At 69.4% G+C, this 23,013-nt stretch carries 26 protein-coding genes; 15 read left to right on the top strand and 11 right to left on the bottom strand.

What is annotated here, in order from left to right; translation table 11 throughout:
- Position 1: 1 nt before the first annotated feature.
- From gvpJ to ACWDU1_RS00210, 4 genes are read left to right on the top strand one after another with little or no spacing between them, the layout of a single operon-like run.
- Positions 2-394: a gas vesicle protein GvpJ gene (gene gvpJ / locus ACWDU1_RS00225; RefSeq protein WP_449994415.1), complete on the top strand. Its 393-nt coding sequence runs from the start codon at positions 2-4 to the stop codon at positions 392-394.
- A complete protein-coding gene (locus ACWDU1_RS00220) occupies positions 387-1,175 on the top strand; it encodes a GvpL/GvpF family gas vesicle protein (protein WP_449994413.1) in 789 nt (262 codons plus the stop codon). The genes gvpJ and ACWDU1_RS00220 overlap by 8 nt, the downstream gene beginning before the upstream one ends.
- Positions 1,172-1,393: a gas vesicle protein gene (locus ACWDU1_RS00215; protein WP_449994412.1), complete on the top strand. Its 222-nt coding sequence runs from the start codon at positions 1,172-1,174 to the stop codon at positions 1,391-1,393. The genes ACWDU1_RS00220 and ACWDU1_RS00215 overlap by 4 nt, the downstream gene beginning before the upstream one ends.
- The gene (locus ACWDU1_RS00210; RefSeq protein ID WP_449994410.1) at positions 1,386-1,679 is read left to right on the top strand and encodes a gas vesicle protein K; all 294 of its coding nucleotides are present in this window, start codon (positions 1,386-1,388) and stop codon (positions 1,677-1,679) included. Before ACWDU1_RS00215 ends, ACWDU1_RS00210 begins: the two co-directional genes overlap by 8 nt.
- Before the next feature lie 22 nt (positions 1,680-1,701).
- Here the strand turns inward: ACWDU1_RS00210 and ACWDU1_RS00205 are convergent, their stop codons facing one another.
- The 6 genes from ACWDU1_RS00205 to ACWDU1_RS00180 form a co-directional block, all read right to left on the bottom strand.
- Positions 1,702-2,091 carry a hypothetical protein gene (locus tag ACWDU1_RS00205; protein ID WP_449994408.1) on the bottom strand — a complete coding sequence of 130 codons (390 nt, stop codon included), beginning with the start codon at positions 2,089-2,091 and terminating at the stop codon, positions 1,702-1,704.
- Positions 2,092-2,096: 5 nt separating this feature from the next.
- On the bottom strand, positions 2,097-2,750 hold the full coding sequence (locus tag ACWDU1_RS00200; protein WP_449994406.1) for a hypothetical protein: 654 nt from the start codon (positions 2,748-2,750) through the stop codon (positions 2,097-2,099).
- A complete protein-coding gene (locus ACWDU1_RS00195) occupies positions 2,747-3,547 on the bottom strand; it encodes a hypothetical protein (RefSeq protein ID WP_449994405.1) in 801 nt (266 codons plus the stop codon). Before ACWDU1_RS00195 ends, ACWDU1_RS00200 begins: the two co-directional genes overlap by 4 nt.
- Positions 3,547-3,876 carry a hypothetical protein gene (locus ACWDU1_RS00190; RefSeq protein WP_449994403.1) on the bottom strand — a complete coding sequence of 110 codons (330 nt, stop codon included), beginning with the start codon at positions 3,874-3,876 and terminating at the stop codon, positions 3,547-3,549. The genes ACWDU1_RS00195 and ACWDU1_RS00190 overlap by 1 nt, the downstream gene beginning before the upstream one ends.
- Positions 3,876-4,547 (bottom strand): hypothetical protein, encoded by a 672-nt coding sequence (locus ACWDU1_RS00185; RefSeq protein ID WP_449994401.1) that lies wholly within the window; start codon positions 4,545-4,547, stop codon positions 3,876-3,878. The genes ACWDU1_RS00190 and ACWDU1_RS00185 overlap by 1 nt, the downstream gene beginning before the upstream one ends.
- A 124-nt stretch (positions 4,548-4,671) precedes the next feature.
- Entirely contained in the window at positions 4,672-5,355 is a 684-nt protein-coding gene (locus tag ACWDU1_RS00180) for a TetR/AcrR family transcriptional regulator (protein ID WP_449994399.1), read from the bottom strand.
- A gap of 140 nt (positions 5,356-5,495) precedes the next feature.
- On the opposite strand from ACWDU1_RS00180, the gene ACWDU1_RS00175 reads away from it, so the two are divergent.
- The 3 genes from ACWDU1_RS00175 to ACWDU1_RS00165 all read left to right on the top strand — a co-directional run bounded on the left by ACWDU1_RS00175 (position 5,496) and on the right by ACWDU1_RS00165 (position 9,137).
- On the top strand, positions 5,496-6,587 hold the full coding sequence (locus ACWDU1_RS00175; protein ID WP_449994397.1) for a homogentisate 1,2-dioxygenase: 1,092 nt from the start codon (positions 5,496-5,498) through the stop codon (positions 6,585-6,587).
- Positions 6,588-6,674: 87 nt separating this feature from the next.
- Positions 6,675-7,850 carry a serine aminopeptidase domain-containing protein gene (locus ACWDU1_RS00170; protein ID WP_449994395.1) on the top strand — a complete coding sequence of 392 codons (1,176 nt, stop codon included), beginning with the start codon at positions 6,675-6,677 and terminating at the stop codon, positions 7,848-7,850.
- Between the two features lie 75 nt (positions 7,851-7,925).
- Positions 7,926-9,137, top strand: coding sequence for a CaiB/BaiF CoA transferase family protein (locus tag ACWDU1_RS00165; protein WP_449994394.1), 1,212 nt, complete (start codon positions 7,926-7,928; stop codon positions 9,135-9,137).
- 96 nt (positions 9,138-9,233) lie between these two features.
- On the opposite strand, the gene ACWDU1_RS00160 is transcribed toward ACWDU1_RS00165, so the two are convergent.
- Positions 9,234-10,403, bottom strand: coding sequence for an acyl-CoA dehydrogenase family protein (locus tag ACWDU1_RS00160; RefSeq protein ID WP_449994392.1), 1,170 nt, complete (start codon positions 10,401-10,403; stop codon positions 9,234-9,236).
- A gap of 127 nt (positions 10,404-10,530) precedes the next feature.
- Between ACWDU1_RS00160 and ACWDU1_RS00155 the strand changes: the two genes are divergently transcribed.
- Genes ACWDU1_RS00155 through ACWDU1_RS00140 form a run of 4 tightly spaced genes read left to right on the top strand, consistent with a single transcriptional unit; the run spans position 10,531 to position 15,189 of the window.
- A complete protein-coding gene (locus ACWDU1_RS00155) occupies positions 10,531-11,313 on the top strand; it encodes a hypothetical protein (protein ID WP_449994390.1) in 783 nt (260 codons plus the stop codon).
- A 5-nt stretch (positions 11,314-11,318) separates the two neighbouring features.
- Positions 11,319-12,416, top strand: coding sequence for a hypothetical protein (locus ACWDU1_RS00150; RefSeq protein WP_449994388.1), 1,098 nt, complete (start codon positions 11,319-11,321; stop codon positions 12,414-12,416).
- Positions 12,413-13,891: a hypothetical protein gene (locus tag ACWDU1_RS00145; RefSeq protein ID WP_449994386.1), complete on the top strand. Its 1,479-nt coding sequence runs from the start codon at positions 12,413-12,415 to the stop codon at positions 13,889-13,891. Before ACWDU1_RS00150 ends, ACWDU1_RS00145 begins: the two co-directional genes overlap by 4 nt.
- Positions 13,888-15,189, top strand: a complete 1,302-nt coding sequence (locus ACWDU1_RS00140) for an AAA domain-containing protein (protein ID WP_449994384.1) — start codon at positions 13,888-13,890, stop codon at positions 15,187-15,189. The genes ACWDU1_RS00145 and ACWDU1_RS00140 overlap by 4 nt, the downstream gene beginning before the upstream one ends.
- 7 nt (positions 15,190-15,196) lie before the next feature.
- On the opposite strand, the gene ACWDU1_RS00135 is transcribed toward ACWDU1_RS00140, so the two are convergent.
- Positions 15,197-15,622, bottom strand: a complete 426-nt coding sequence (locus ACWDU1_RS00135) for a hypothetical protein (protein WP_449994382.1) — start codon at positions 15,620-15,622, stop codon at positions 15,197-15,199.
- A 112-nt stretch (positions 15,623-15,734) separates the two neighbouring features.
- On the opposite strand from ACWDU1_RS00135, the gene ACWDU1_RS00130 reads away from it, so the two are divergent.
- From ACWDU1_RS00130 to ACWDU1_RS00115, 4 genes are all read left to right on the top strand, one after another.
- The gene (locus ACWDU1_RS00130; RefSeq protein WP_449994380.1) at positions 15,735-17,048 is read left to right on the top strand and encodes a S8 family serine peptidase; all 1,314 of its coding nucleotides are present in this window, start codon (positions 15,735-15,737) and stop codon (positions 17,046-17,048) included.
- Between the two features lie 9 nt (positions 17,049-17,057).
- Positions 17,058-17,300 (top strand): hypothetical protein, encoded by a 243-nt coding sequence (locus ACWDU1_RS00125; RefSeq protein WP_449994378.1) that lies wholly within the window; start codon positions 17,058-17,060, stop codon positions 17,298-17,300.
- A 92-nt stretch (positions 17,301-17,392) separates the two neighbouring features.
- Positions 17,393-18,943 carry a protein kinase domain-containing protein gene (locus ACWDU1_RS00120; RefSeq protein WP_449994376.1) on the top strand — a complete coding sequence of 517 codons (1,551 nt, stop codon included), beginning with the start codon at positions 17,393-17,395 and terminating at the stop codon, positions 18,941-18,943.
- A 262-nt stretch (positions 18,944-19,205) separates the two neighbouring features.
- On the top strand, positions 19,206-20,372 hold the full coding sequence (locus ACWDU1_RS00115; RefSeq protein WP_449994374.1) for an FAD-dependent oxidoreductase: 1,167 nt from the start codon (positions 19,206-19,208) through the stop codon (positions 20,370-20,372).
- A 16-nt stretch (positions 20,373-20,388) separates the two neighbouring features.
- Here the strand turns inward: ACWDU1_RS00115 and ACWDU1_RS00110 are convergent, their stop codons facing one another.
- The 3 genes from ACWDU1_RS00110 to ACWDU1_RS00100 form a co-directional block, all read right to left on the bottom strand.
- Positions 20,389-21,963, bottom strand: coding sequence for a polyamine aminopropyltransferase (locus ACWDU1_RS00110; protein ID WP_449994483.1), 1,575 nt, complete (start codon positions 21,961-21,963; stop codon positions 20,389-20,391).
- A 142-nt stretch (positions 21,964-22,105) separates the two neighbouring features.
- Positions 22,106-22,531 (bottom strand): DUF350 domain-containing protein, encoded by a 426-nt coding sequence (locus tag ACWDU1_RS00105; RefSeq protein WP_449994372.1) that lies wholly within the window; start codon positions 22,529-22,531, stop codon positions 22,106-22,108.
- Positions 22,532-22,569: 38 nt separating this feature from the next.
- On the bottom strand, positions 22,570-22,995 hold the full coding sequence (locus tag ACWDU1_RS00100; RefSeq protein WP_449994370.1) for a DUF4247 domain-containing protein: 426 nt from the start codon (positions 22,993-22,995) through the stop codon (positions 22,570-22,572).
- Between the last annotated feature and the right edge of the window lie 18 nt (positions 22,996-23,013).

Here is a 23,013-nt window from a genome sequence, read left to right as displayed (position 1 = left end):
GATGACAGTGGTGGGTGGCGGCGGATATCCGCCGCAGCCGTACGGCGGCGGTCATCAGTCGAGCAATCTCGGCGACATCCTCGAACGGGTACTCGACAAGGGCCTGGTGATCGCCGGAGACATCCAGGTGAACCTGCTCGATATCGAACTGCTGACCATCAAACTGCGGTTGGTCGTCGCCTCGCTCGAGACCGCCAAAGCGGTCGGGATCGACTGGTGGGAGACCGATCCCTGGCTCAACAGCAACGCGCGGCGCGTGCAGCAGGCCGACCACGACCTCGAACTCGAGAACCGGAAACTGCGCGACCGGGTCGCCGAACTGGAAGCGGGCCGGGCGCCCCGGCGGTCTCTCGAACGCACCCGTGCAACCGAGGAGGAACAGGACGGTGGCTGAGGACACCGGGGTCTGGCTGTACGCGGTGGTCGGCGACGACCGGCTCCCGGACGAGCTGGCCGAGATCACCGGTGTGGCGGGTGAGATACCACGCGTCGTGACCTCGGGCCCGCTCGCGGCCGTGGCCGGATCGGTACCGCTCGCGGTATTCGGGGACGAGCCGCTACGCCGCAATCTCGAAGACCTGGACTGGCTGGAAGCGACCGCCCGCGCGCACGACGCGGTCGTCTCCGTGCTCCTGCGGCAGGGCGCGGTGGTGCCGCTGCGGCTGGCGACCGTCTTCCACGACGACCGGCGGGTGCGGGATCTCCTGCATGAACGCCGCGCCGATTTCGAATCGGCGCTGGCACTGGTGCGGGACCGCACCGAATGGGGCGTCAAGGTGTACTGCGACCGCACCGCCCGTACCACCGCGGTCGCCGAATCCGGGTCCACCGGTGCCCCCACCGGCCGGGGTACCGCGTATCTGCGACGCCGCCGTGCCCAGCTCTCCGCCCGGGAGTCGGTGGAACGCGACGCCGCGGCGCGGGCCGAGGAGATCCACCGCCGCCTGGTTCGCGGTGCCGCGGCCGGAAGGTGCCAGCCGGTCACGGATCCGGTGCTGAGCGGCACCCGGGACTGGATGGTGCTCAACGGCACCTACCTCGTCGACGACACCCGCACCGACGAATTCGCCGCCACCGTGGACGAACTGGGCGCCGCACTACCCGGAATCCGGCTGGAACTGACCGGTCCGTGGCCGCCGTATTCCTTCGCGGGTGTGGAGCGGGATACCTCGTGACCCACCCCGACCGTGAGCGCCGGGTCGCGCTCATCGATCTGCTGGACCGGGTGCTGGCCGGCGGCGTCGTCATATCCGGCGACATACGGCTCTCCATCGCCGATGTCGATCTGGTCCAGATCTCGCTGCGGGCATTGATCTCGTCCATCTCCGCGCTGTCCGGCGACGCCCTCGACACGGTGTCGCGGCCCGCGCTGGAGGGCACCGCCGATGACTGATTCCGGCGACCTCCGGCCCCGGATCGACGCCGATCCGGAATCCGTCGAGCGCGGGCTGGTCACGCTGGTCCTCACCCTGGTCGAACTGCTGCGCCAACTGATGGAACGGCAGGCCCTGCGGCGCGTGGACCAGGGTGATCTGGACGAGGACCGGATCGAGCGCATCGGCACCACCCTGATGCTGCTCGAGGAGCGGATGGACGAACTACGCGACCACTTCGGACTCACGCCCGAGGATCTCAATATCGACCTCGGGCCGCTGGGCACCCTGCTGCCCCGGGAATGAGGGCATGGCCCGGGCGTCCACGTCAGCCCAGCGCCCACCACAGGCATCCGGCCTGGACCAGGACCGCGAGCGCGGGCCAGACGAACAGTGGCACGCCGCGGCGCCCGGTCCCGCGCCGCGAGGACCGGCGCCCGGCCACCCACACCACGACGGTCGCGAGCAGCGCGAGCACCGGCGCCCCGAAGGCACCGAGCAGCAGCAGGTCCAGATGCATCCGGGCCTGCTGTTCGGCACACAGGTCCGGCTGCCCGGTACACGACGGCGAGGAGAAGGTCCCGCTCCACGCCACCAGCCACAGCGACCGGAATCCGCTCACCACCGCGAGGACGCCGACCCCGGCCCACAACACGACGGCCGCGACCGCGTCGGCGACACGTCTCCGCGAACCACCCCTGGCTCCGTGTTCGGGCACAGCGATCACCGCGAGGTGAGAACGGAGCCCAGACCGGAGGCCAGCGCCCGGCCAATGGCGGCGGCGCCGGGTTCCAGCTCTTCCCGGGCGGCCCGCGGACCGGCGATACCCTCCCGGCCGGACATATTCGTGCCGAACACCTCGGCGGTGACGAAGGCGTTGCCGGTCCGGAAAGCGCTGGTGGCGGTATCCGCCGGTGCGCCCCAGGCCGCGTAGGACTCTTCCCCGAGCCCGATTGTCGGGCTACCCTGCACGTTCTCGCGAGCGCGGTCGAAATGCGCTGCCGCTGCCCCGGCCGCGTCGTCACCGAGATGTAGCGAAATCGACAGCGTGATGGTTCGCGATATCGGCGCCCCGGAGGTCCAGGGTGTCGTTGCCGCGTAATCCGCCCGGCAGACCTTCACCGGCTGTCGCGGCCGGGACAGGTGCTCACTCGAGTCTTCGAAACGAACCGAATCACTGAACAGCGGGCCGGTGAAATGACGGACGGCATCCAGTACCGGTGCGGCGACCACCGCGCAGGAATCCGCGATCCCGGCGAACACCGGTTGCGCATCCGCCGTACCGGCCTGTTCCCCGCCGCATGCCGTCAGAACGAGGAGGACCGGCAGGACGCCGGCCGCGATCCCCCGCGATCCACCGTGGGGTCCGGCGCTCACTCTTCGACTCCGTCCTGTTTCCACCCGTCGTCCTGGTTGTCGTATTCCTGGGATTCGGTTGTGGGCCAAGTACTCTTCCCCTCGGCGTTCACCATCATCCCGGCCGGGTTGGTGATCATGTTCTCGAGGTGCCGAGTCGCGAGATAGACCTTGGTCTGGGTTTCGACGAACCCGGTGATCGCCTCGACGATCAACTCGACCCCCGCCACGATCGCGGAGTTCATATTGTTCACCGTCCAGACCAGTGCCGCGCCACCGGTGGCCGCCGATTCTCCCAGGGCCACCCCAACCTCGCCGAGGAGTGTGCCGAGTTTGTTGACGATCGTGGTGTAGAGCTTGCGGCCCTCTTCTGCGACGGTGACGAGTTCGCCGTGGATCGTGTCGCAGAGTGCTTTGATGCCGTCGACCGCGGCCAGCTGCGAGGTCTTCGAGGCGTTGTACGCCTTGTAGGCGCTGCCGTCCCAGTTCCCCTCCAGATTGAATTCGGGACGGTTCATCCGGCCCGTGACGCCCGCGACCTGCGCGCCGAGCACCTGCCATCGGGCCGCGTAGTCGACGAAGAGCCAGGGCGCGAACATGCCCTCGATCGGCTGCGCCAGCTTGTCCAGGAGTTCTTTCAGCTTCGCCTGCATATCGTCGCGATCGCCGGTGAGCATCAGATACGCCGCGGGGCTGATGAATTTGAGTTTGTCGAACTCGTCGTTGATCCGGTCCGGCAGTTTCTTCACCTCGTCCACCTTCTCGGTGAACAGGTCGCGGAGTTCGGCCAGTTTCTCCTCGGTCAGATCACCGCTCATCAGATGTGGTGATCCGTTTCTCCGGCCACCTGGTTCAGTGCCTCCTGATTCGCCAGCTCCTGGGCGCCGAAACTCAGTGCCGTGGCATGCAGGGCGTTGCCGACCTGCTCGGATGAGGTGGCGCCCTCGTTCAACCGGTCCTGGATATAGGCCGCGGCCTTGCGGTAGGACTCCCAGGCGCCGATGAAGAGCGGGCCGAACTGCACCACCGTGTATTCCAGCCCGTCGATGGCGCCGGCCGCTTTCCGCAATTCCGGAGCGGCCTCGTTCAGCCATCCCTTGGATACCTTCTCGAGCAGATCCAGATCCGCTTTCAGTTCGCGTACCATCAGATTTCGCTTTCCAACAGGTAGTTCTCGTGCCGGATGACGCGGGCCGCCAGTTCCCGGTCGGTCTCGCGGTCCAGGAAGACGTCCCGTACGACCTCCGGCGCGCGGGCCCGGATCAGCGCACAGCACTCGACGATGTCCTGCGCGATGTACTTCTGGTCGGTACGGGCGGCCCAATCGGGATCGACCGTGATCGAGATCAGCTTCGACCGGGTGGCGACCACGGTGATCCCCGGTTCGTCGTAGCGGTTGTAGCCGGGACCGTGCACCGTATGCGGCTGCTGGGTGAACAACTCCTCGTGGAGCTCGCGGTACTCGTCGTAGGTACGGGTCCGGAGCAGCAGGGGTGTGGCCTCCCGCAGCGTCGGGATCGTCGCCGGAGGTCTCGTACCCGTCGCTATCAGCCGTTCGGTCAGCTGCCCGACCGCCCACCGATGGGCGTCCATGATCGACTTCCCGTACCTGTCGGGGGCGAAGGCGTCTTTCCACGCGCGCTTCAGGGTGATCGCGGTGGGCAGACGGTCCGGTCCGACCTCCACATCGACGAGCACGGACTTCTCGATGACGGGCCCGGATACCGCCGCGCCACCCGGACGGAAATCGTCTCGGGGGCGCCAGGGGTCGTACCCCTCGTCCTCGTCATCTCCGTAGAGAGAGTATTTCCCTGCCAACCTGCTTTTCCTCTCCACAAACGCACGCCGGACCCGCGCTCCCGCCTCGCGGTGGCGCAGGCACGGATACACACAGGGGTTGGACGGTCCCGGACCGATTCCGGTTCCCTACGACCCGATCGCCTCACCCGGGCCGTGCGGCGCGCGCTTCGACCCCGGCCACGATTGTGTCCGCGACCAGGCGGGCATGCCGCCGGACCGCCGCCGGGCTCCGGGGATCGGCCGGGGCCATCCGCTGGGCCATGGGCAGCATGGAGAAGGGCGCGGTGGCACCGTGCGCGATGAGGAAATGCAGCGATCGCAGGTCGGCACGGCTGAGGACCTTGTCCCGGATCAGCGGTTTCAGTGGTTCGGCCAGCAGGATCAGCATCGGCTCGATATGCCGGTCGTAGAGGTAGGTCAGGCGGGGGCCCTCGATGGCGGCCTCCATACTGATCAACCGCACCACATCCGGATATTCGGCCTGCAACTCCAGGAAGCGGATGATGCCCGCCCGGAATTCCGCCATCGGCGGCAGCCCGGACTTCGCCGGCCGGATCTTCAGCAGGGTGAACGCGTTGGCGAAGATCCAGTCCACCACCGAATACCAGAGCGCCTCCTTGGACCCGAAACGCTGATGGATCAGATTGTGACTGACGCCCAGTTCACGGTTCACCGCCGCCACCGAGGCGCCCGCGAAACCGTCGCGCGCGAAAACCCGCAGCGCCGCCGCGAGGATCTCGTCGGCGGAGGCCGGGGAATCACCGGCGGGCGGGCGGCCGCGGGCCTTGCGGGGGCCCCGCGGTCCGGATGCGGCCACAGCGTCCATGGCCGCGATTATATTGACCCCAATCAATTTATCTGCGAGGGTGACTGCCATCACTTGGTTCCGCGGTGTGGCGGATCGCAGCGCCCCGGCCGCGTCCGGCCCGCGACCCGTCCGCACCCCGACGAGAACGGGATGCTGTTATGGAATCCTTTGTGCACCTGCGGAAAGGCACCACTCCCGACCGGCTGCACGCCGATCTCGACGGCCTCAAGGACGATGAGCTGGGTCGCGGTGGGTTCACCGGTCGCACGGCCCAGCTGTACCGTCGCAACGATCCGGTCAGCTATCGCGCCGAAGGTCCGCTGACGCCCGTGGACGTCCTCGCCGACGCGCTGAAACCCACCGATTCCACCGATCCCGCGGGTAGCCCGCTGCTGCTGTTCTCGAACGCCGACTGCCGGATCCTGCTCAGCCGCCGCACCCGGGAGATGCCGTTCCTCGTCCGCTATATCGACGGCGATCTGCTGTCGTTCGTGCACAAGGGGTCCGGCCTGCTGGAAACCGAATTCGGGCCGTTGCGCTATCGCGAGGGCGACTGGGTCTACATCCCGAAGGCGTGCACCTTCCGGCAGGTCCCCGACAGCGAGACCACCCTGCTGATGGTGGAGGCCACCGAGGAGTTCCGGGTGCCGCCCGCCGGACCGCTGGGCCGGCACTTCCCGTTCGACCCCGCCCGCGTCGTCGTCCCCGAGCCGCGGGCCATGGACGACGACGGCCGCGACGAATACGAAGTGCGGCTGATGCACGAGGGCGGTCCGACCTCCCTGTTCTACCCGCACCATCCGCTGGACGTGGTGGGCTGGCAGGGCGACAACTTCCCCTTCACCTTCAATATCGCCGATTACAACGTCGTACTCTCCGACACCGTGCATCTGCCCGCCACCGTGCATCTGTTCATGCAGGCCACCGGCGTGTACATCATGAACTTCCTGCCCAAACGGGCCGAATCGGCGCCGGGGACCGAGACGATTCCGTGGTATCACCGCAATGCCGACTACGACGAGATCGCGTTCTTCCACGGCGGTGACATGTACGGGGTGCCGATGCCGCCGGGACTGATCTCCCACGCGCCGCAGGGAGTTCACCACGGCGCCCCGGAGAAGATGCGGGAACGGGCGCGCCGCAAGCGCGAGGAGATCACCACCATCGGCTGGACCACGATCGCCGTCGACACCCGGCGCCGGCTGATTCCCTCTCCCGAGGTCATGGCGAACAATCTCGGCGCTCACTGAGCCCGCACCCGGCCGGATACGCCCGCGCGGCACCCGACCGGCGGGCCCACGACGCCGCTCATACCGAACAACGAAGGCAGGCAACCGATGTCGCATCATGTCGAACGGGTCCCGTATGTCGTCGCGTACGCGAACACCTCCGGCACCCGGGATGCCTACGGCGGTCTCACCGAGATGGTCACCCTCGACTCGATCCTGGTGAAACCGCGCGACGTCGAGTCCGACACGGTGCTGGTGCTCATGCATCCGGTATCCAGCGGCACCTACCTGCCGATCGTCACCGCGCTCGCGAAGGCGGGGCATCACATCATCGTCTGCAACAGCCGGTACCGGGGCGCCGACGCGGCGCTGCTGATGGAGAAGGTCGTACAGGACCTCGGCGAATGCGTCCGCGATGCCAGACAGCGGCTCGGCTACCGCAAGGTGGTGCTGGCCGGGTGGAGCGGCGGCGGATCGCTCTCGGTGTACTACCAGCAGCAGGCCCAGCATCCGACGGTGACCTCGGCCCCCTCGGGCGACGGCCCCGACCTCACCGAACTCGGCCTGATCCCCGTCGACGGCATCCTGCTGATGGCCGCGCACATCAGCCGCCATCACACGCTCACCGAATGCATCGACCCGTCCATCCTCGACGAGTCCGACCCCACCCGGCGCGATCCCGAACTGGATCTCTACAACCCGGACAATCCCAACCGGCCGCCCTACGATCCCGAGTTCGTCGCCCGGTTCCGCGCGGCCCAGGAAGACCGCAACCGGCGAATCACGGCCTGGGTCAAGGAAAAACTGGCCACGATCCAGGCCTCCGGCCGTCCCCAGGACGAATTCTGTTTCGTCGTCCACGGAACCATGGCCGATCCCACCGTGCTCGACCCCACCCTCGATCCCAACGACCGCACCCCCGGCGAGTCGTATCTCGGTGAACCGCAGGAGGTGAACACCGGCGCGTTCGGTCTGGCCCGCTTCACGACACTGCGCAGCTGGCTGTCCCAGTGGAGTATCGACGACGCCCGCGGCGACGCGGTGGCCTGCGGGCCGGATATCACCGTCCCCACGCTGGTGCTCTACAACGCCGCCGACAATGTCTGCACCCCCTCGCACGCGCACCGCATCCACGCGGCACTCGGCTGCGCGGACAAGGAATTGCACGAGATCCCCGGGGCCAACCACTACTATCTGGGCCCCGACCAGCGAGAACCGCTGGCGAAGGCGATCGGGGTCGTGGACGGCTGGTTGCGTGCCCGCGGTTTCGGCCCGGCCGGATAAGCGGCCGGGGCCCGAATCCGCGGCGCCACCGCACCCCTCGACACGACACCCGGCGACCAGGGAGATAATGCCGCGATGGACTCCGCGACAACCGGCGCGCTGGACGGCATCCGCGTACTCGAGATCGGCACCCTGATCTCCGGCCCCTTCGCCGGTCGCCTGCTCGGCGATATGGGCGCCGAGGTCATCAAACTCGAACCGCCGGACGCGCCCGACCCGCTCCGCACCTGGGGGCAGGCCGAACTGGACGGGCACCACTTCTTCTGGACCGTGCACGCCCGCAACAAGAAGGCCGTCACCCTCAACCTGCGCGAGGACACCGGCCGCGACCTCTTCCTCGAACTCGCCGAGAAATCCGACATCATCGTCGAGAATCTGCGCCCCGGCACTCTGGAACGGTGGGGTCTCGGTTACGACGTCCTGCGCGAACGCAACCGCGGCATCATCCTGGTGCGGGTTTCCGGTTACGGCCAGACGGGTCCGGAGGCACACAAGGCCGGATACGCGTCGGTCGCCGAGGCCGCCAGCGGGCTGCGGCATATGAACGGGTTCCCCGGCGGGCCGCCGCCGCGCCTGGCGCTCTCCCTCGGCGACAGTCTCGCCGGGATGTTCGCCGCGCAGGGCGCGCTGGCCGCGCTGTACCGGCGGACCGTCACCGGCGAAGGCCAGATCGTTGACGCCGCGCTCACCGAAGCCTGCCTCGCGGTACAGGAATCCACCATTCCCGACTACGACATCGGCGGCGTGGTGCGGGGACCGTCGGGCACCCGGCTGGAAGGTATCGCGCCGTCAAATATCTACCGGACCGCCGACGGCAGCTGGGTCGTGATCGCCGCCAACCAGGACACCGTCTTCCGCCGCCTGTGCGCGGCGATGGACCGCCCCGAACTGGCCACCGACGAACGCTTCGCCGGCCATACCGCCCGCGGCCGCAACCAGGACGAACTCGACGACATCATCGGAGCCTGGGCCGCGCGACGCCGGCCCGACGAGATCATCGCCACCCTGAGCGAGGCCGGTGTGATCAGCGGCCCGATCAACACCGTGGCACAGGTGGTCGAGGATCCGCAGTTCCTGGCGCGCGGCATGATCGCCGATCACTACGACGAGCGGATCGAACGCACGGTGAAAGGGCCCGGCGTGGTTCCGGTGCTCTCGGCGACACCGGGCACCATCCGCAACGCCGGTTCGGTGCGGCCGGGTCAGCACAACGACGAGGTCTACGGCGGGTTGCTCGGCAGGTCCACGGCCGACCTGGAGGCGCTGCGGTCACAGGGGATCGTCTAGGTTCCGGCCGGTCCGAGTCCGGGTCGGCATCATCGTGTCGTCGGATTGGCCGCGGCCCGCTACGGTCCACATCCGGACGAGCCCGACCGACCGGGTTCAGAGCAGGGCGGTACGTGGAGTCTTCAGGCCGATGGCGGTTGATCCGGCGAGTTCGCGGGTGGTGTCGTAGTCGAAGATCACGTGCCCGCTCAGCACATCGACATCGCGTTTGAGCCGCTGCATCGGATGATCGGTGAAATGGACACTGCCGCCGGAGGCGTGCAGCAGGTCGGCGATGATCGCGCGGGATTCGCGCACGATATGAGCGGCGGCGAGACGGGCGTCGGCACGCACCCCCACCGCGACCGGGACACCCGCGTCGAGCAGGCCCTCGATCTCGGCCACCGTATCGTCGCGCAGACCCCGCAGCGCCCGTAACCGCACGCGGGCCTGGCCGAGGTGCGACCGTGCCATCGGCTTGTCCTGCTGCCGGGTGCCGCCCTCATAGAGGACACGACCCTCGAGCCGGTCGGCGTAGAGCGCGGTGGCCCGTTCGGCGGCGCCGAGCGCGGGCATCGATGCCGCCAGAGCGAGGGCGGGGACCAGCGGCCAGCGGTAGGTGGTGGCGTCGTGCAGGGCGGAGCCGGGGGCCGAGCCGCTGTTGATATCGGCGGAACGCACCAGGCGGTGGGTGGGTACCAGCGCATCGCCGATCACGACATCGTTCGAGCCGGTGGCCCGCATCCCTTCGGTATGCCAGACATCGTCGATGGTGATCGCGGCGGCGGGGAGCAGCGCCAGCGCCGGGTAGAGGCCGTCGGCCGGACCGCACAGCGCGCCCACCATGATCCAGTTCCCGCCCATCACACCGGTCGCCCACGACCACCGGCCCGACAGGCGCACACCTCCTTCGACCGGGGTGCCGCGACCGGTCGGGGCGAGCGGGGCCGGGCACAGGAAGGGCCGGGCGGCGGACGCGTCGATCTGGGCCTGTTCGGGAAACAGCGCCAGCAGCCAGTTGTGCAGCGAATAGAAACCGAGGGTCCAGGCGCTGGAAACGCAGCCGTGTGCCATGCGGCGAATGGGGTCGAGGATGGCGGGAAACTTCGCCTCGTGTCCGCCGAATCGCTTGGGTGCCAGCAGTTCGAAGAATCCGGAAGCGGCGGCGGCATCGAGGGTGGCCTGGGGCAATCGGCGCAATTCCTCGGCTTCGCGGGCCCGATCGGCGAGTTCGTCGACGAAATCCTGGGTGATCAGCGCCGCGTTATCCGACTCTGCCGCAGTCATATCCGGACCGTACCATACCCGAGAGTATGGAGCGGAGCCTTCGAATATTCCCTCACATTCCCGACACACCGCGGCAAATACTGGCATTTACTGGACTTCCCTGGAATCGCCGTTTAGATTCTCCCCCATGCCCACCGCCGAGGCGCTGGAACAGCGCATAGCCGAGCTGCGCGCCCAGGTGCGCCGCGCCGCCGGTTCCGGAGACCGGACCGCGGCCCGCCGGCTGCGTGCCGAACTCCGCGCCGCCGAGGCGGATTGGGATACCGCGGTCCTCGGCGGCGCCGAGAATCCCGAGCCGCCCCGGCAGACCTCGGCCGCGGTGCCGGTGCGCGAACATGTGCACCGGGCGCTGACACTGCTGTCGGTGCCCGCCGCCCCCAAGCTGGTGCTCGCGGTGCACGAGGCGTTCTTCTCCGGCGACCTGGTCGCGGCCCGGCTCACCAGCCTGCGCCGTGACGAGGAGCGGTCCTTCCGGGCCGCGCCGTTCGCGCGGCCGTACTACCTGTGTGCGGCCATGACCACGGATCTGCTGGCACCCGCGCGTGGTCTGCTGGCGGTGAGTACCTGGCCGTTGGCGCAGCGTATGGTCGGGCCGTTGAGTCCGCGGGTGGATCTGCTCACGGCGGCCATCCGGCTCTCCCGGCACACCATCGATCACGGGTGCCCACCGGCCGGGCAGCGGGTGCTGTGGCAGCTGGCGGTATCGATACCCGGGGCGGCGGACGGGAAGAATATCGACCCGGACGTGGTGCTGGCGGCCGCGGAACGCGAACTAGAGGTACACAGAGACGACGACACACAGCAGCGGGCCGACGCCGCGGAGCGGGCGGGGCGGCAATTGGCGGATCCCGCGGCGCAATTGTTCGGCGTTCGGCTCGCGGTGGCCGAAAGCCGACGGAACGGGGCCTGAAAGAGATGATGCCGGCCGAGAAATCACTGACCGCCCGCCTGGACGAATTACGCGGGGCGGCGGCCACCAGCCGCCACAACGCTCGCACCATCGCCGCGCTCACCGCCAATCCCGGCTGCGCGCGCCGCGCGTTACTCGACGCCGCCGCCGTGGACAAAACGGAAGTGGCCCGGGAACTGGGATTCCCGGCGCAATTCGGTCAGTCGCCCTTCGCTATCACCCGGGGTAATTCCTTCGAGGCCATGGTGAAGGCGCACGGCTGCGCGGAACTACTACGTCTGCTGCGGGAGGAATTGGGTCTCACCATTCCCGAAGTGGGGTACCACGATCTGGCGACCGTCGGCGACAACGCGACGAATTCGATCCGCTACCAGCGCACCAAACAACTCCTGGGCCAGGCGCTCACCTCCGGCCAGGGCACGCTGTTCGACCACCCCATGCTGCGCCTGGAGATCGCCGGCGCCCCCGCCTATCTCGAACCCGATGTGGTGGCACTGCAGATCGGCGGCAAGTTCTACGTGGTCGAGATCAAATCCTTCGCCGTCGTGGACGGCCAGGCCGATCCGGCGCAGGTCGCCTCGGCGGCGCGGCAGTCGGCGGTGTACGTGCTGGCGATGCGGGAACTGCTGCGCGAACTCGGGCGCTCCCCCGACGACGTGGCCCACCAGGCGATCCTGGTGGCCGCCCGGGATTTCACCAACCGCCCGGTCGCGGCCATGCTGGATCTGCGCAAACAACTGGCGGTGATCGGCCGCCAGCTGTCACGGCTCACCTCCGTGGACGCACTGCTGGATCTGGTACCGCCGGGCGCCTCGTTCACCCCGGGCGAGGGACTGCGCGACACCGTCGCCGCCATCCCCTCGCGATACGCGCCGGAATGTATGTCCAGCTGCGAACTGGCTTTCGCCTGCCGGGCCGAGGCCCGCGACAACGGCTCGGTGGACACCCTGGGCCGGGGCGTCTGCGACGATCTCGGCGGTATCGACAATCTCGACACCGTGCTCGGGTTGGCCGAGGGCGCACTGACCCCCGGTCCCGAACACGCCGATATCGCCGAAATGCTGCGGCGGGCACACGCGTTGCGCCTGGAGGTCGCCCGATGAGCGTGCTCGGCGCGCTGGCGAAGGCCACCGCGGCCCGTACCGGCCGCGCCGAGCCCATCGCCGACCGGCGGCACTACCACCTCTCGGCCCGCCCGCTGGTGCTGGTGCCGCTGCGGCTGGCCGGTGAGGCCGCCGCACCGCTGGCGGTGATGTTCGGGTCGGGGCCGCACGATTCGACGGTGCTGATCGTGGCCCAGCCGCGCGACCGGGTGCTGCGCCTGCGTTTCGTCGAACAACTCGCCGACCGGGTGCTCCCCTATATCTCGGCGTTCTGCGAGGAGGCCGAGGAGCTGACGGTGAAATCGACCGGCGAGACCTATCTGCGCTACCTCGACGCACCGCAACTGCTGCTGCCGAACCCCGCCGGGGTGCAATTCCTGCGCCTGCTGGGCCGTTCGGTGCGTTTCCATCGCACCGAGGGCGATAACGCCGTGGTCGAATCGCTGCCGCTGCTGGGCCGCTGGCTCACCTGGTTCGGCGATCGCTCCGATTTTCCGGGGTCGAGTGCCTGCCTGGCGATGACCTCGGTACTCACCACCCATTGGGCCTCCGGCCAGTCCGCGCTCGAGGACGGCAATCTGGCCGCCCTGCTCGGCTGGATCGACCCGCCCGCCGGCCTGACCGGACCGCAGGCCGCCGCGCTCGCCGAGGATCCGCTGACCGCACCCCCGGCGGGTCCGGCCACCGATCCGGGATTCGACAACGAGGAACTCGCACCGCTGATCACCGCCTACGACGGCGCCGAACACGAATGGGCGAAGGTGATCGCGGCGGAACGGCTCGAACAGGCACTACGCGGTCAGCTCGAACCGACCTGGCAGCTGATGTGGCGGGCGGTGGAACTGCTGCGCGCCCTCCCGGAGGGAGCGAGCGTGGAGAAACGGTGGACCGACGACCGGTCGGCGTTCTCCTGGTTCGTCTCCGATATCCCGGAGGGCTATCCGCAGGCGCGCCGGGATTCGGCGGTCTCGGCCACCCGGCGGCTGCTCAAACAGGAACAGGCCCTGGACACCTTCCAGGCGCAGCGCGCCTTCGACGACCCCCGGGTCCTCATCGAATACCGGCTGGTGGGCGAGGCATTCCAGGGCACGGTCGCCGACTGCGAACCCGAGCGGCGGGCCAAACCGAAATCCCGGGAGGTGCCGCGCCCCTACCTCTGGGTGCATACCACCGACCCATTCCGCGGGCGAATCGGGGAAACCCTGATCCGGATCGACCGCCCCGCCCAGAAAGCGGAGGTGGTCGCGGTGGACGACGACCTCATCCAGCTCGAATTGGTGAGCGGTATGGGCCAGGGCAAGAACCCCGCCCCGGGCAGCGTGCCGGAGGAGGGCGACGCCATCGGTTTCGCGCGCTTCTCCCCCACCGGTTTCGCCGGTCCGCCCGCCAAACTCCCGCCCCGCGAGGAAACTCCGTGGACCCACGGCGGGCCCCCGCCGGAACCGGGCCTCGAACCCGTGGAGGAATGGTCGTGAGCACCGCGGACGAGGTCATCGGCCGGATCCTCGCCGATCTCGACGATCCCGCCCATCGCGCGCTGGTCGTGGACTCCCCGCCCGGCGCGGGGAAATCCACCCTGGTGGTGCGGGCGGCACGCCAGATGGCCGCCGCCGACGACGAACAGCGCATGATCGTCGCGCAGACCAACGAACAGGTCGACGATCTCATCGACCGGCTCGCCACCGCCGACCCCGCGCTGCGTATCGGCCGCCTCTCCGCCGGTGACTACCGCCCCAGCGCCCGCATCGACCGCGAGAACGTGGACGTCGCCAATCGCGCCGCCGACCTGGAACGCTGCGCGCTGGTGATCGGGACCGCCGCGAAATGGGCCACCCTGGACGAGGGCCGCTGGACCCACGCGATCGTCGACGAGGCCTATCAGATGCGCTCGGATATGTTGCTGCGCATCGCGAACCGGTTCGAACGCGGACTCTTCGTGGGCGATCCCGGCCAGCTCGACCCCTTCGCCACCGTCGATTCCGACCGCTGGGCCGGCCTGTCCTGGGACCCGACCATGAGCGCGGTCGCGGTGATGCTCAACCACAACCAGGGCATTCCGGTGCATACGCTGCCGGTGTCGTGGCGGTTGCCGCCCTCGGCCGCGGAGGTGGTGTCCTCGGCCTTCTACCCCTTCGCCCCGTTCGCGGCGGGCACCCGGCCCGAGCAGCGGAGTATGGAGTTCACCACCCGCGGGTTGCGGGGCCCGGTCGACGAGGTGCTCGACGTTGCGGCGGCGCACGGCTGGGCGTATTACGAACTGCCCGCCCGGCATACGCTGCGCACCGATGCCGAGGCGGTGGCCGCCATCGCCGACCTCACCTGCCGGCTGCTGGAACGCGGCGGGGTGGCGCATTCCGAACACGGCACCCGTGAGATCGACGCGAGCCGGATCGCGGTCGGCACCGCCCACCGCGACCAGGCCCAGGCGGTCCGGGACGCGCTCGCCGGTACCGTCGCCGCCACGGTCACCGTCGATACCGCGAACCGGCTGCAGGGCCGCGAATACGATGTCACCGTCATCCTGCATCCACTGTCGGGCCGGCGCGACGCGGGCGCCTTCCATCTCGAAGCCGGCCGGTTGTGCGTGCTGGCGTCGCGGCACCGGCACGCCTGTATCGTCGTCGGCCGCGCGGGGATCGGTGAACTGCTCGACGCCCACCCCTCGGCCGAACCGGTCTATCTCGGGGTGCCGGTCAAATTCCCCGACGGCTGGGAGGCCAATCAGGCCGTACTCGCCCGGCTGGCCGCCCACCGCGTTCCCGCCGCGGTCTGATCCGGGGTCACAGCGGTAGCGGACGCAACCACAAACCGGCCGGATACACCACGACCGGTGTGCCCGCGACGGTTACCCGGCCCTGCCAGTATCCGGGCGTGACCTGCGGGGTGAAGGCCAGCCCCAGCGGTACGGCCCCGAAAGTCAGATAGGTCTCGTTCGGCCCGTTCGGTGTCTGACGACCGGGGAAACGATGGGCACCGCAGGCCAATTCGACACCGATACCGTCACCGGCGACGAACATCCGGCAGTTCTCCAGCGGGGTACCGGAGAACGTGGTGGGTATTGGCCCCTGCGGTGGTGTGATCACCAGGTATTCCCCCGCCGGGACGGTATTGCGGGGAATCCAGGGCTCCGCGGCGCCCGCCACCAGGGGCATTCCGGACAGCGCCGCGCATACGAGGCCCGCGACGGCGATACGACTGATTCTCATCGACCTGCTCCTGATCACTCGGGGACAGCGCACAGTAGGTCGAGTCTGCCCCAGCGGGCTCGCGGATGCCCGGCGATTGCCAAGCCCGGGAGTGGCGGGCACTATGGCGGGCATGCGAGTCGTGATCGAGCTCCGTCCTGCGCCCGAAGTGGTATCCGCCGCAATCGAATCCGCGACCGCGATCTCGGCCGCCGATATCACCGGCCCCCTCCCCGGATTCACTCTCGACCCGGTATTCCCGCCGGTGGTCCTGCCCGGTGCCACACCGGTCAGCGACTCCACCCGGCAGCAGACCGCAACCCTGCTGGTCCGGGGCGAGATCCCCGACGACGATACCGCCGCCCGCACCGCCCTGGCCGGGGCCGCCGGAGTCACCGGCATCTTCGCCGATCCGGTGATCGAGCCGGTACTCACCTGCGGCGACGACGGCCCGGTCGGCACCTGGAACGATGTCGCCGCCCGGCTCGGCCGCGACGAACTGGCCGCGGCCGGGCTCACCGGTGCGGGCGTGGCGCTGGCCATCGTGGATACCGGGATCAACGCGGCGAAGGTGAATCAGGTCAGCGGTGCCACCATCGCCGTCGACGCCGCCCGCAGCTGGAATCCCGCCGGAGTCACCGGCAAGGCCGGTGAATTCGAGGTCGACCACGGCACGATGTGCGCCTTCGACGCGCTCATCGCCGCCCCGCGCGCGACCTTCCTCGATATCCCCGCGATGCTGAGCACCCGATCCGGGGGCAGCCGGATGGACGGACTGCTCTCCGACGCCATCGCCGCCTTCGCGCATCTGCGTACCGTGCTCACCGCACAACCCGAGGACCGCCGGGCCCTGGTGATCAGCAACAGCTGGGGATCGTTCTCCCCCCGCTGGGATTTCCCGGTCGGCGATCCGGGCAACTACTCCGACAACCCCGATCACCCCTTCAACGTCATCGTGGGTTCGCTGGACGCGGCCGGCGCGGATATCCTCTTCGCCGCCGGCAACTGCGGTCGCGACTGCCCGGACGGCCGCTGCGCCTACCCCGAACGGCCCATCACCGGCGCCAACTCGCATCCGTCGGCGCTGTCGGTGGCCGCTGTCGATACCGGAGCCGGGCGGATCGGCTACTCCTCGCAGGGCCCGGGCCGGCTCAGCGATCGCAAACCGGATATCTGCGCCTACTCGCATTTCCTGGGTTCCACCGCGTTCGGCCCGCAGGCGCCCGATTCCGGCACCTCGACCGCCTGCCCCGTCCTGGCCGGGGTCGTGGCCGCGTTCCGAACCCGGTGGCCGGCGACCGTGGTCCCGCCGGCCCGGTTGCGCGAACTGCTGCTGAGCACCGCCGGCGCGGCCGGTGCGGCGGGTTTCGACTACGACTTCGGTCACGGCATCGTCGATCCGGGCGCCCTGCTGGCGGAACTGCGGAAGGTCGCCGCACGCGCGTAACGTGAAGGGGTGCCGCTTCTGACCGTAGTTCTCGCGCCCGGCTCGGTGCTCGCCGACGCCGTGCGCGCGCTCGGGCTCGCCGAGGACGAGGTCGACGGCGAGTACGGCCTGATCGATCTCGATCCGGGCAGCGGCCGGTTCGCGCTGCGGGTGGCCGCGCGCGCGGCGGCCCGCCTGGCCGCCGATCCGGCGATCACCGTTTTCGCCGACCCGTCCATCGGCCCGGCCGATCGTTCCGGGGAGTCGAAATAAGCGTTCTCCACGGGGTTTCCAGAGCCGTCCCCGTTCTCGTCACACCCTCGAGCGGTGATGTGACCCGTCACGGTATGTGGTATCGGTAGCTCGTGGAAGGTACACCGTTCGGTCGCTATCGGCTGCTGGAACCACTGGGGTCGGGCGCCATGGGCGAGGTGCACCGTGCCTACGACACCGATACCGACCGCGTCGTGGCGCTGAAGGTGCTGGCCCCGCAGTTCGTCGACGACGAGGTGTATCGCAGCCGTTTCCAGCGGGAGGCACGGGCCGCGGCGAAACTGCGCGAACCGCATATCGTGCCCATCCACGATTTCGGTGAGATCGGCGGCCGGCTCTTCCTGGAGATGCGGCTGGTGGAGGGCCCGAACCTGGCCCGCCTGCTCGCCGACGAGAAGCGGCTCACCCCCGCCGCCGCGGTCGCGGTGATCGGCCAGATCGCCGCCGCCTTGGACGCCGCGCACGCCGAAGGGCTGGTGCACCGGGATGTGAAACCGTCGAACATCCTGATCGCCGCCGACGATTTCGCGTATCTGATCGATTTCGGCATCGCTCGCAGCGAGGGCGACACCACCCTCACCGCCACCGGCGCGATGATCGGCACCTTCGCCTATATGGCCCCGGAGCGCCTGACCGACGACGACTCCGGTGTGCCCTCGGATGTGTACTCGCTGACCTGTGTGCTCTACGAATGCCTCACCGGCGCGAAACCGTATACGGGTGAGAGCGTGCAGCGGCAGATCGCGGCACATCTCAACGAGAAGCCGCCGCGGCCCTCCACCACCGGAATCCCGGCCGCTTTCGACGCGGTGATCGCCAAGGGCATGGCGAAGAAGCCGGACGCCCGCTACGCGTCGGCCGGCGACCTGGCCGCGGCCGCCCAACGGGCCCTGGCCCGGATGGACGCTCCCCCGCGCCGGCCACAGCGGGCCCTCGGCACAGCGGCGGCGGTACTGATCTTCGCGGTCGCCGTGGGTTCGGCGCTGGCGCTGACCCGCACCGGGTCCACGGTGGTGACAGACGCACCGGCCCCCGGGGCACCGGTCCCGGCCACCGTGGCCCCGGCCGCGCCGCTGGGTGATCCGGTCGCTCCGCTACCGGACGACTCCGTGCCCGCCGGGACGGTTCCCGCCGACGATCCGGCCCCGGCGGGACCGCCCACCTCCGTCACCGTGGTACCGGCCACCGGCGCCCCGGCCGCCGAACCCGCTCCGACGACCTCGCAGGTCCTTCCCGGCGATCCCGTGGCCGAGCCCGGGGCCACCGCCCCGCCCGACACGACACCGCCCGACACGACACCGCCCGCCCCACCACCGGTCCCACCTCCCGCAACGGAAACCTCCGAGCCACCGCCGGACACCACCACCGAGACACCGGACCCGACGACGACCGCTGCTTCGACTCCGCCCACGACCACCTCCGCGCCCTCGACCACCCCCTCCGCGATACCGTCCGCCAAGGGCACCTCGGCCGCGGCCGGAATGACGAGAGAGGCGACCGGTACGCGGAGCCCGGCCGCCACCACGACCGGTACTGCCACCGCCCCGGCCAGCAGCACACCGTCCACCCCGCACGGCAGCACGATCGCCACCACCCTCGACGGCAGCACAACCACCACCGCTGAGGTCACGCCGACCGGGTAAGGCCCGTCGGCGCCATCCACACGGGTCGGTATCACCTGTCGAGGCCCACCGACGGGACGTAGGTATCGTCAGCCCGGTGCGGCTACGTGTGCGGGCCCAGAGCAGCAACGGCGTCCACCTGCCTGTTCGAGCGGTCTGCGCGTCTGTGCTCCAAGCCTTATGAGGAGTCCGATCACACACCGGTCGCGGACATCGGCCACGGTGGGCAGCAGGCGATAATCGGACTCGACCCGGGCAGCGGAGCCCGGCCTCGGAGGTAGCGATGACACCGGAAACCGCAGGCACAGACCGCCGGGCCGTTATCGTCGGCGCCGGAGTCGCTGGGCTCACCGCGGCCCTGGCCCTGCGGCAGCGGGGATGGCAGGTCGAGGTGCTGGAACGTGCTCCCGAGATCGGGCCCGCCGGATCAGGGCTCTCTCTGTGGCCCAACGGTTTACGGGGACTCGATGCGATCGGAGTCGGCCCGCAGGTGCGCGCCCGGGCCCTGACCGCCACCGAAGGCGGGATGCGCGACACCTCGGGCCGGTGGCTGTCGCGTATCGATATCGCCGACCTGCGCGAACGCTACGGCGATCTGGTGATGATCCACCGCACCGCGCTCTCGGAGATCCTGCGCACCGCACTGGGAAGCGAGCCGCTGCGGATCGGAACAAGGGTGCGCACCGTCGAGCCGACCGCTCCAGGAGTCCGCGTCCACCACGATCACGGCAGCTCCGAGGCCGATCTGGTGCTGGGCGCGGACGGGATCAACAGCACGGTCCGCGCCGCCCTGTGGCCGGACGCTCCGGCTCCCGTCTACGCCGGATACACCGCGTGGCGTGCGATCGTCACACCCGCGACACCCGTGCGGTCCGGTGGTGAGACCCTGGGCCGCGGCACACGTTTCGGTATCGCCCCGATGCACGACGGCCGGGTGTACTGGTTCGCCGCCGCGAACGCACCCGCCGGACAGCGGAATCCCGGAGGTGACCTGGAGACGTTGCGCCGTCGCTTCCGCGACTGGCACGACCCCGTCCCCGCCCTGCTCGACGCGGCCGATCCGGCCGCCGTCCTGCATCACGACATCTACGAGCTACCGCCCCTGCGCACCTACGCCCGCGACCGGGTGGCGCTGCTCGGCGACGCCGCCCACGCCATGACCCCCAACCTCGGGCAGGGCGCGAATCTGGCGATCGAGGACGCGGTGAACCTGGCCGCGGTCCTCGACCGGCTACCGCGGATCCCGCTGGCACTGGCCGAATACGATCGCGTCCGGCGCCGGCGGGTCGAACCCCTGCTGCGCCTGTCCCGGCGCATGGGTATCGCGCTGCAACTGCCCTGGGGCCCGGCCGTTTCGGTGCGGAACACCGCACTGCGCCTGGCGCCGGGCAGCGCGGCGCTGCGCGCCCTCCGGCCGGTGCTGGCCTGGGAGCCGCCGGGCCGGGCCTAGCGGAGTGCGCGCCGGGTCAGACCCATTCGCTCCGGGCGAGGTCCAGTATCACCGGGTGCATCAGCGTGGAGGGCTGTTCGCCGGTATCACGGCGGTCCGGGGCGAAAACGGTCGCCGCGGGCAGGCTCTGCCGGTCGATCGAACGCAGCGGGGCCGGCGGATCGAGCGCGAGCCGGGGGGCCGGTTCGCGGGTCGCCAGGAAGAAACCCCAGTCGCCGAAGCTCGGCACATCCACGTGATAGGGCAGCACATGCAGTCCGGAGGCGCGGATCGTCGCCCCGATACACCAGTACGAATGGGGCGCGAAGAACGGCGAACCCGACTGCACCACCATTGTCGCGCCGGGCGCCAGCACCTGGGTCGCCATCGCGTAGAACTCGGTGGAGTAGAGCTTGGCGATGGAGGTCTGGTCGGGGTCGGGGACATCGACGATCACCGCGTCGTAATCGGATTCGGCGGTGCGCAGCCAGGCGAACGCGTCGGCGTTGACGGCCCGCACCCGGGGATCGGCGAACGCGTTCCGGTTGAGCTCGGTGAGCCGGGCGTCGGTACGCGCCAGTTCGGTCATGGCGGGATCGAGCTCCACCAGGGTCACGGACTCCACGTCCGGGTAGGTCAGGATCTCCCGCAGCGCCAGACCGTCACCCCCACCGATGACCAGTACATTCCTGCGGGGTCCGGCCAGCGCCGGATGCACCATCGCCTCGTGGTAACGGTATTCGTCCACCGAGGAGAACTGCAGGTCGCCGTTGAGGAAAAGCCGAGTGTCGCGGGTGCCGAACGGGGACACCGATTCGGTGAGCACGATCTTCTGGTATTCGGTCTGCTGCTGCCGGACGATCGGATACGCGAACAGCGCCTGCTGGGCGGTGGCCTCGAACCGGTCGGCGTAGATATAGCTGCCGACGAGAACGGCGGCGACGGCCAGGGTCACCGCGCCCAGCGCCACCCGCAGCAGATGCGAGAGGTCGCGGCGGAACCACACGATGATCAGCACCAGCCCGGCGACCGCGTTCACCACGCCGACGATCAGGCTGCCGCGGATCTGCCCGAACACCGGTAGCAGCAGGAACGGAAACGCCAGCCCGCCCAGTAGCGCGCCCACATAGTCGGCGGCGAACAGATCCGCCACCGCGCTCCCGGCGTCCTGGCGACGGATCCGCTGCAGCATCTCCATCAGCAGCGGGATCTCCGCGCCCACCAGCGCGCCGATCACACACGCCGCCAGCACCAGCGCCGCCGTGTACAGGTTCAGCCAGGCATAGGCCGCGTACAGCATCAGCACCGACAGCCCGCCGAACAGCGCCAGCGCCAGTTCCACCGCGACGAACGCGGCGGCCGCCCGGTGCCGCAGCGGTTTCGCGGCGAGCGCGCCGACGCCCATCGCGCAGACCATCACGCTGAGGGTGATGGACGCCTGGGTCGCGGTGTCGCCGATCAGGTAGCTGCCCAGCGTCACCAGGGACAGTTCGTAGACCAGCCCGCATGCCGCGCAGACGAAAACCGTGGTCAGCAAGGCGACCCGGGCGAACCGTCCCGGGATGCCGCCGGATACCGGATCGTCCTTGGCCGGGACGGAATTCCCGGGCAGGTGGCCACTACCGGGGTCGTCGCCGCTTCCGGACGAGGAGCCCGCTCCGGCGGCGGGCGCGGCCCCGGATGTTCCGGATTCCCGACGCACCGCACCGGCGTCGACGGCGACCTGGTCTCCGGTGGTCTCTCGCGCCGTCAACTCAGGTGAGCGCGGACGCGACCACCGCCGCGACCGCGATATGGATGGCCGCGCTCACCCACACCCCCGGATGCAGTTCGTGCTCGTTCACCACACCCCGGAACTCGCCCGGCGTGGTGAATTCCAGGATGAGGAACGCCAGTGCCATCGCGACCAGGCCGATGATCCCGTACACCGCGCTCGACACCAGCGCCCGGCCGATCGCGCCCTCCGAGGTCCAGATCGCCGTGGCGACGATGATCCCGACGCCCAGCATGTTCGCCGCCACCAGCAGCGCCGCGTTGCGGTTGCGTTCGATCCAGATCTGATGCCGCAGATTGCCGGGGGTGAGCACATCCACCATGACGAACCCGAGCACCATCAGCACGATGCCGAGCCCGGAGTAGGCCGCCGCGGCCCCGGCGTTCGCGGGCAGGTCTTCGAGCATTGCTTCCTCCTGGAAATCGGTCTGTCTGCGAAACGCGGCTATTTACCGTCGCCGGAACCGCCGCCGCGGAAACCACTGTTATCGCTGGGCCAGCCGAACGCGCTGACGTAGCTGTGATGCCGGCGGTGACCGTTGCGGTAGTCGTCGACCAGGATCTTGGCGCCGGACCCGTTCGGGGAGACCGCGATGATGTCGTCGCGGTACTGCAGGAACGTCATCGGACCCGAGGTCCGCCGGTCCAGCGGGCGCGACGCCTTCGCGATCTCGTCGGCCGCGGTGTTGGGCGCCTTGTTCGCGGTGTAGGCCATCCCGTTGTTCGCCTCGTCCAGTTTGGCCGCCCGGGTGTAATGCGATCCGATATAGGAGCGCGCACCGCTGTTGTCGTCGTCATCGGACCCACAGCCCACGAGCACCGCGGCCAGGACCGCGCACATGGCAGCGATCACCCAGGATTTACGACTCACTGAAACCTTCCCCCGTCC

Source organism: Nocardia sp. NPDC003345 (assembly GCF_053589395.1).
Note: the sequence above shows the minus strand (reverse complement) of the source record. Positions and strands in the feature narration are given on the sequence as shown.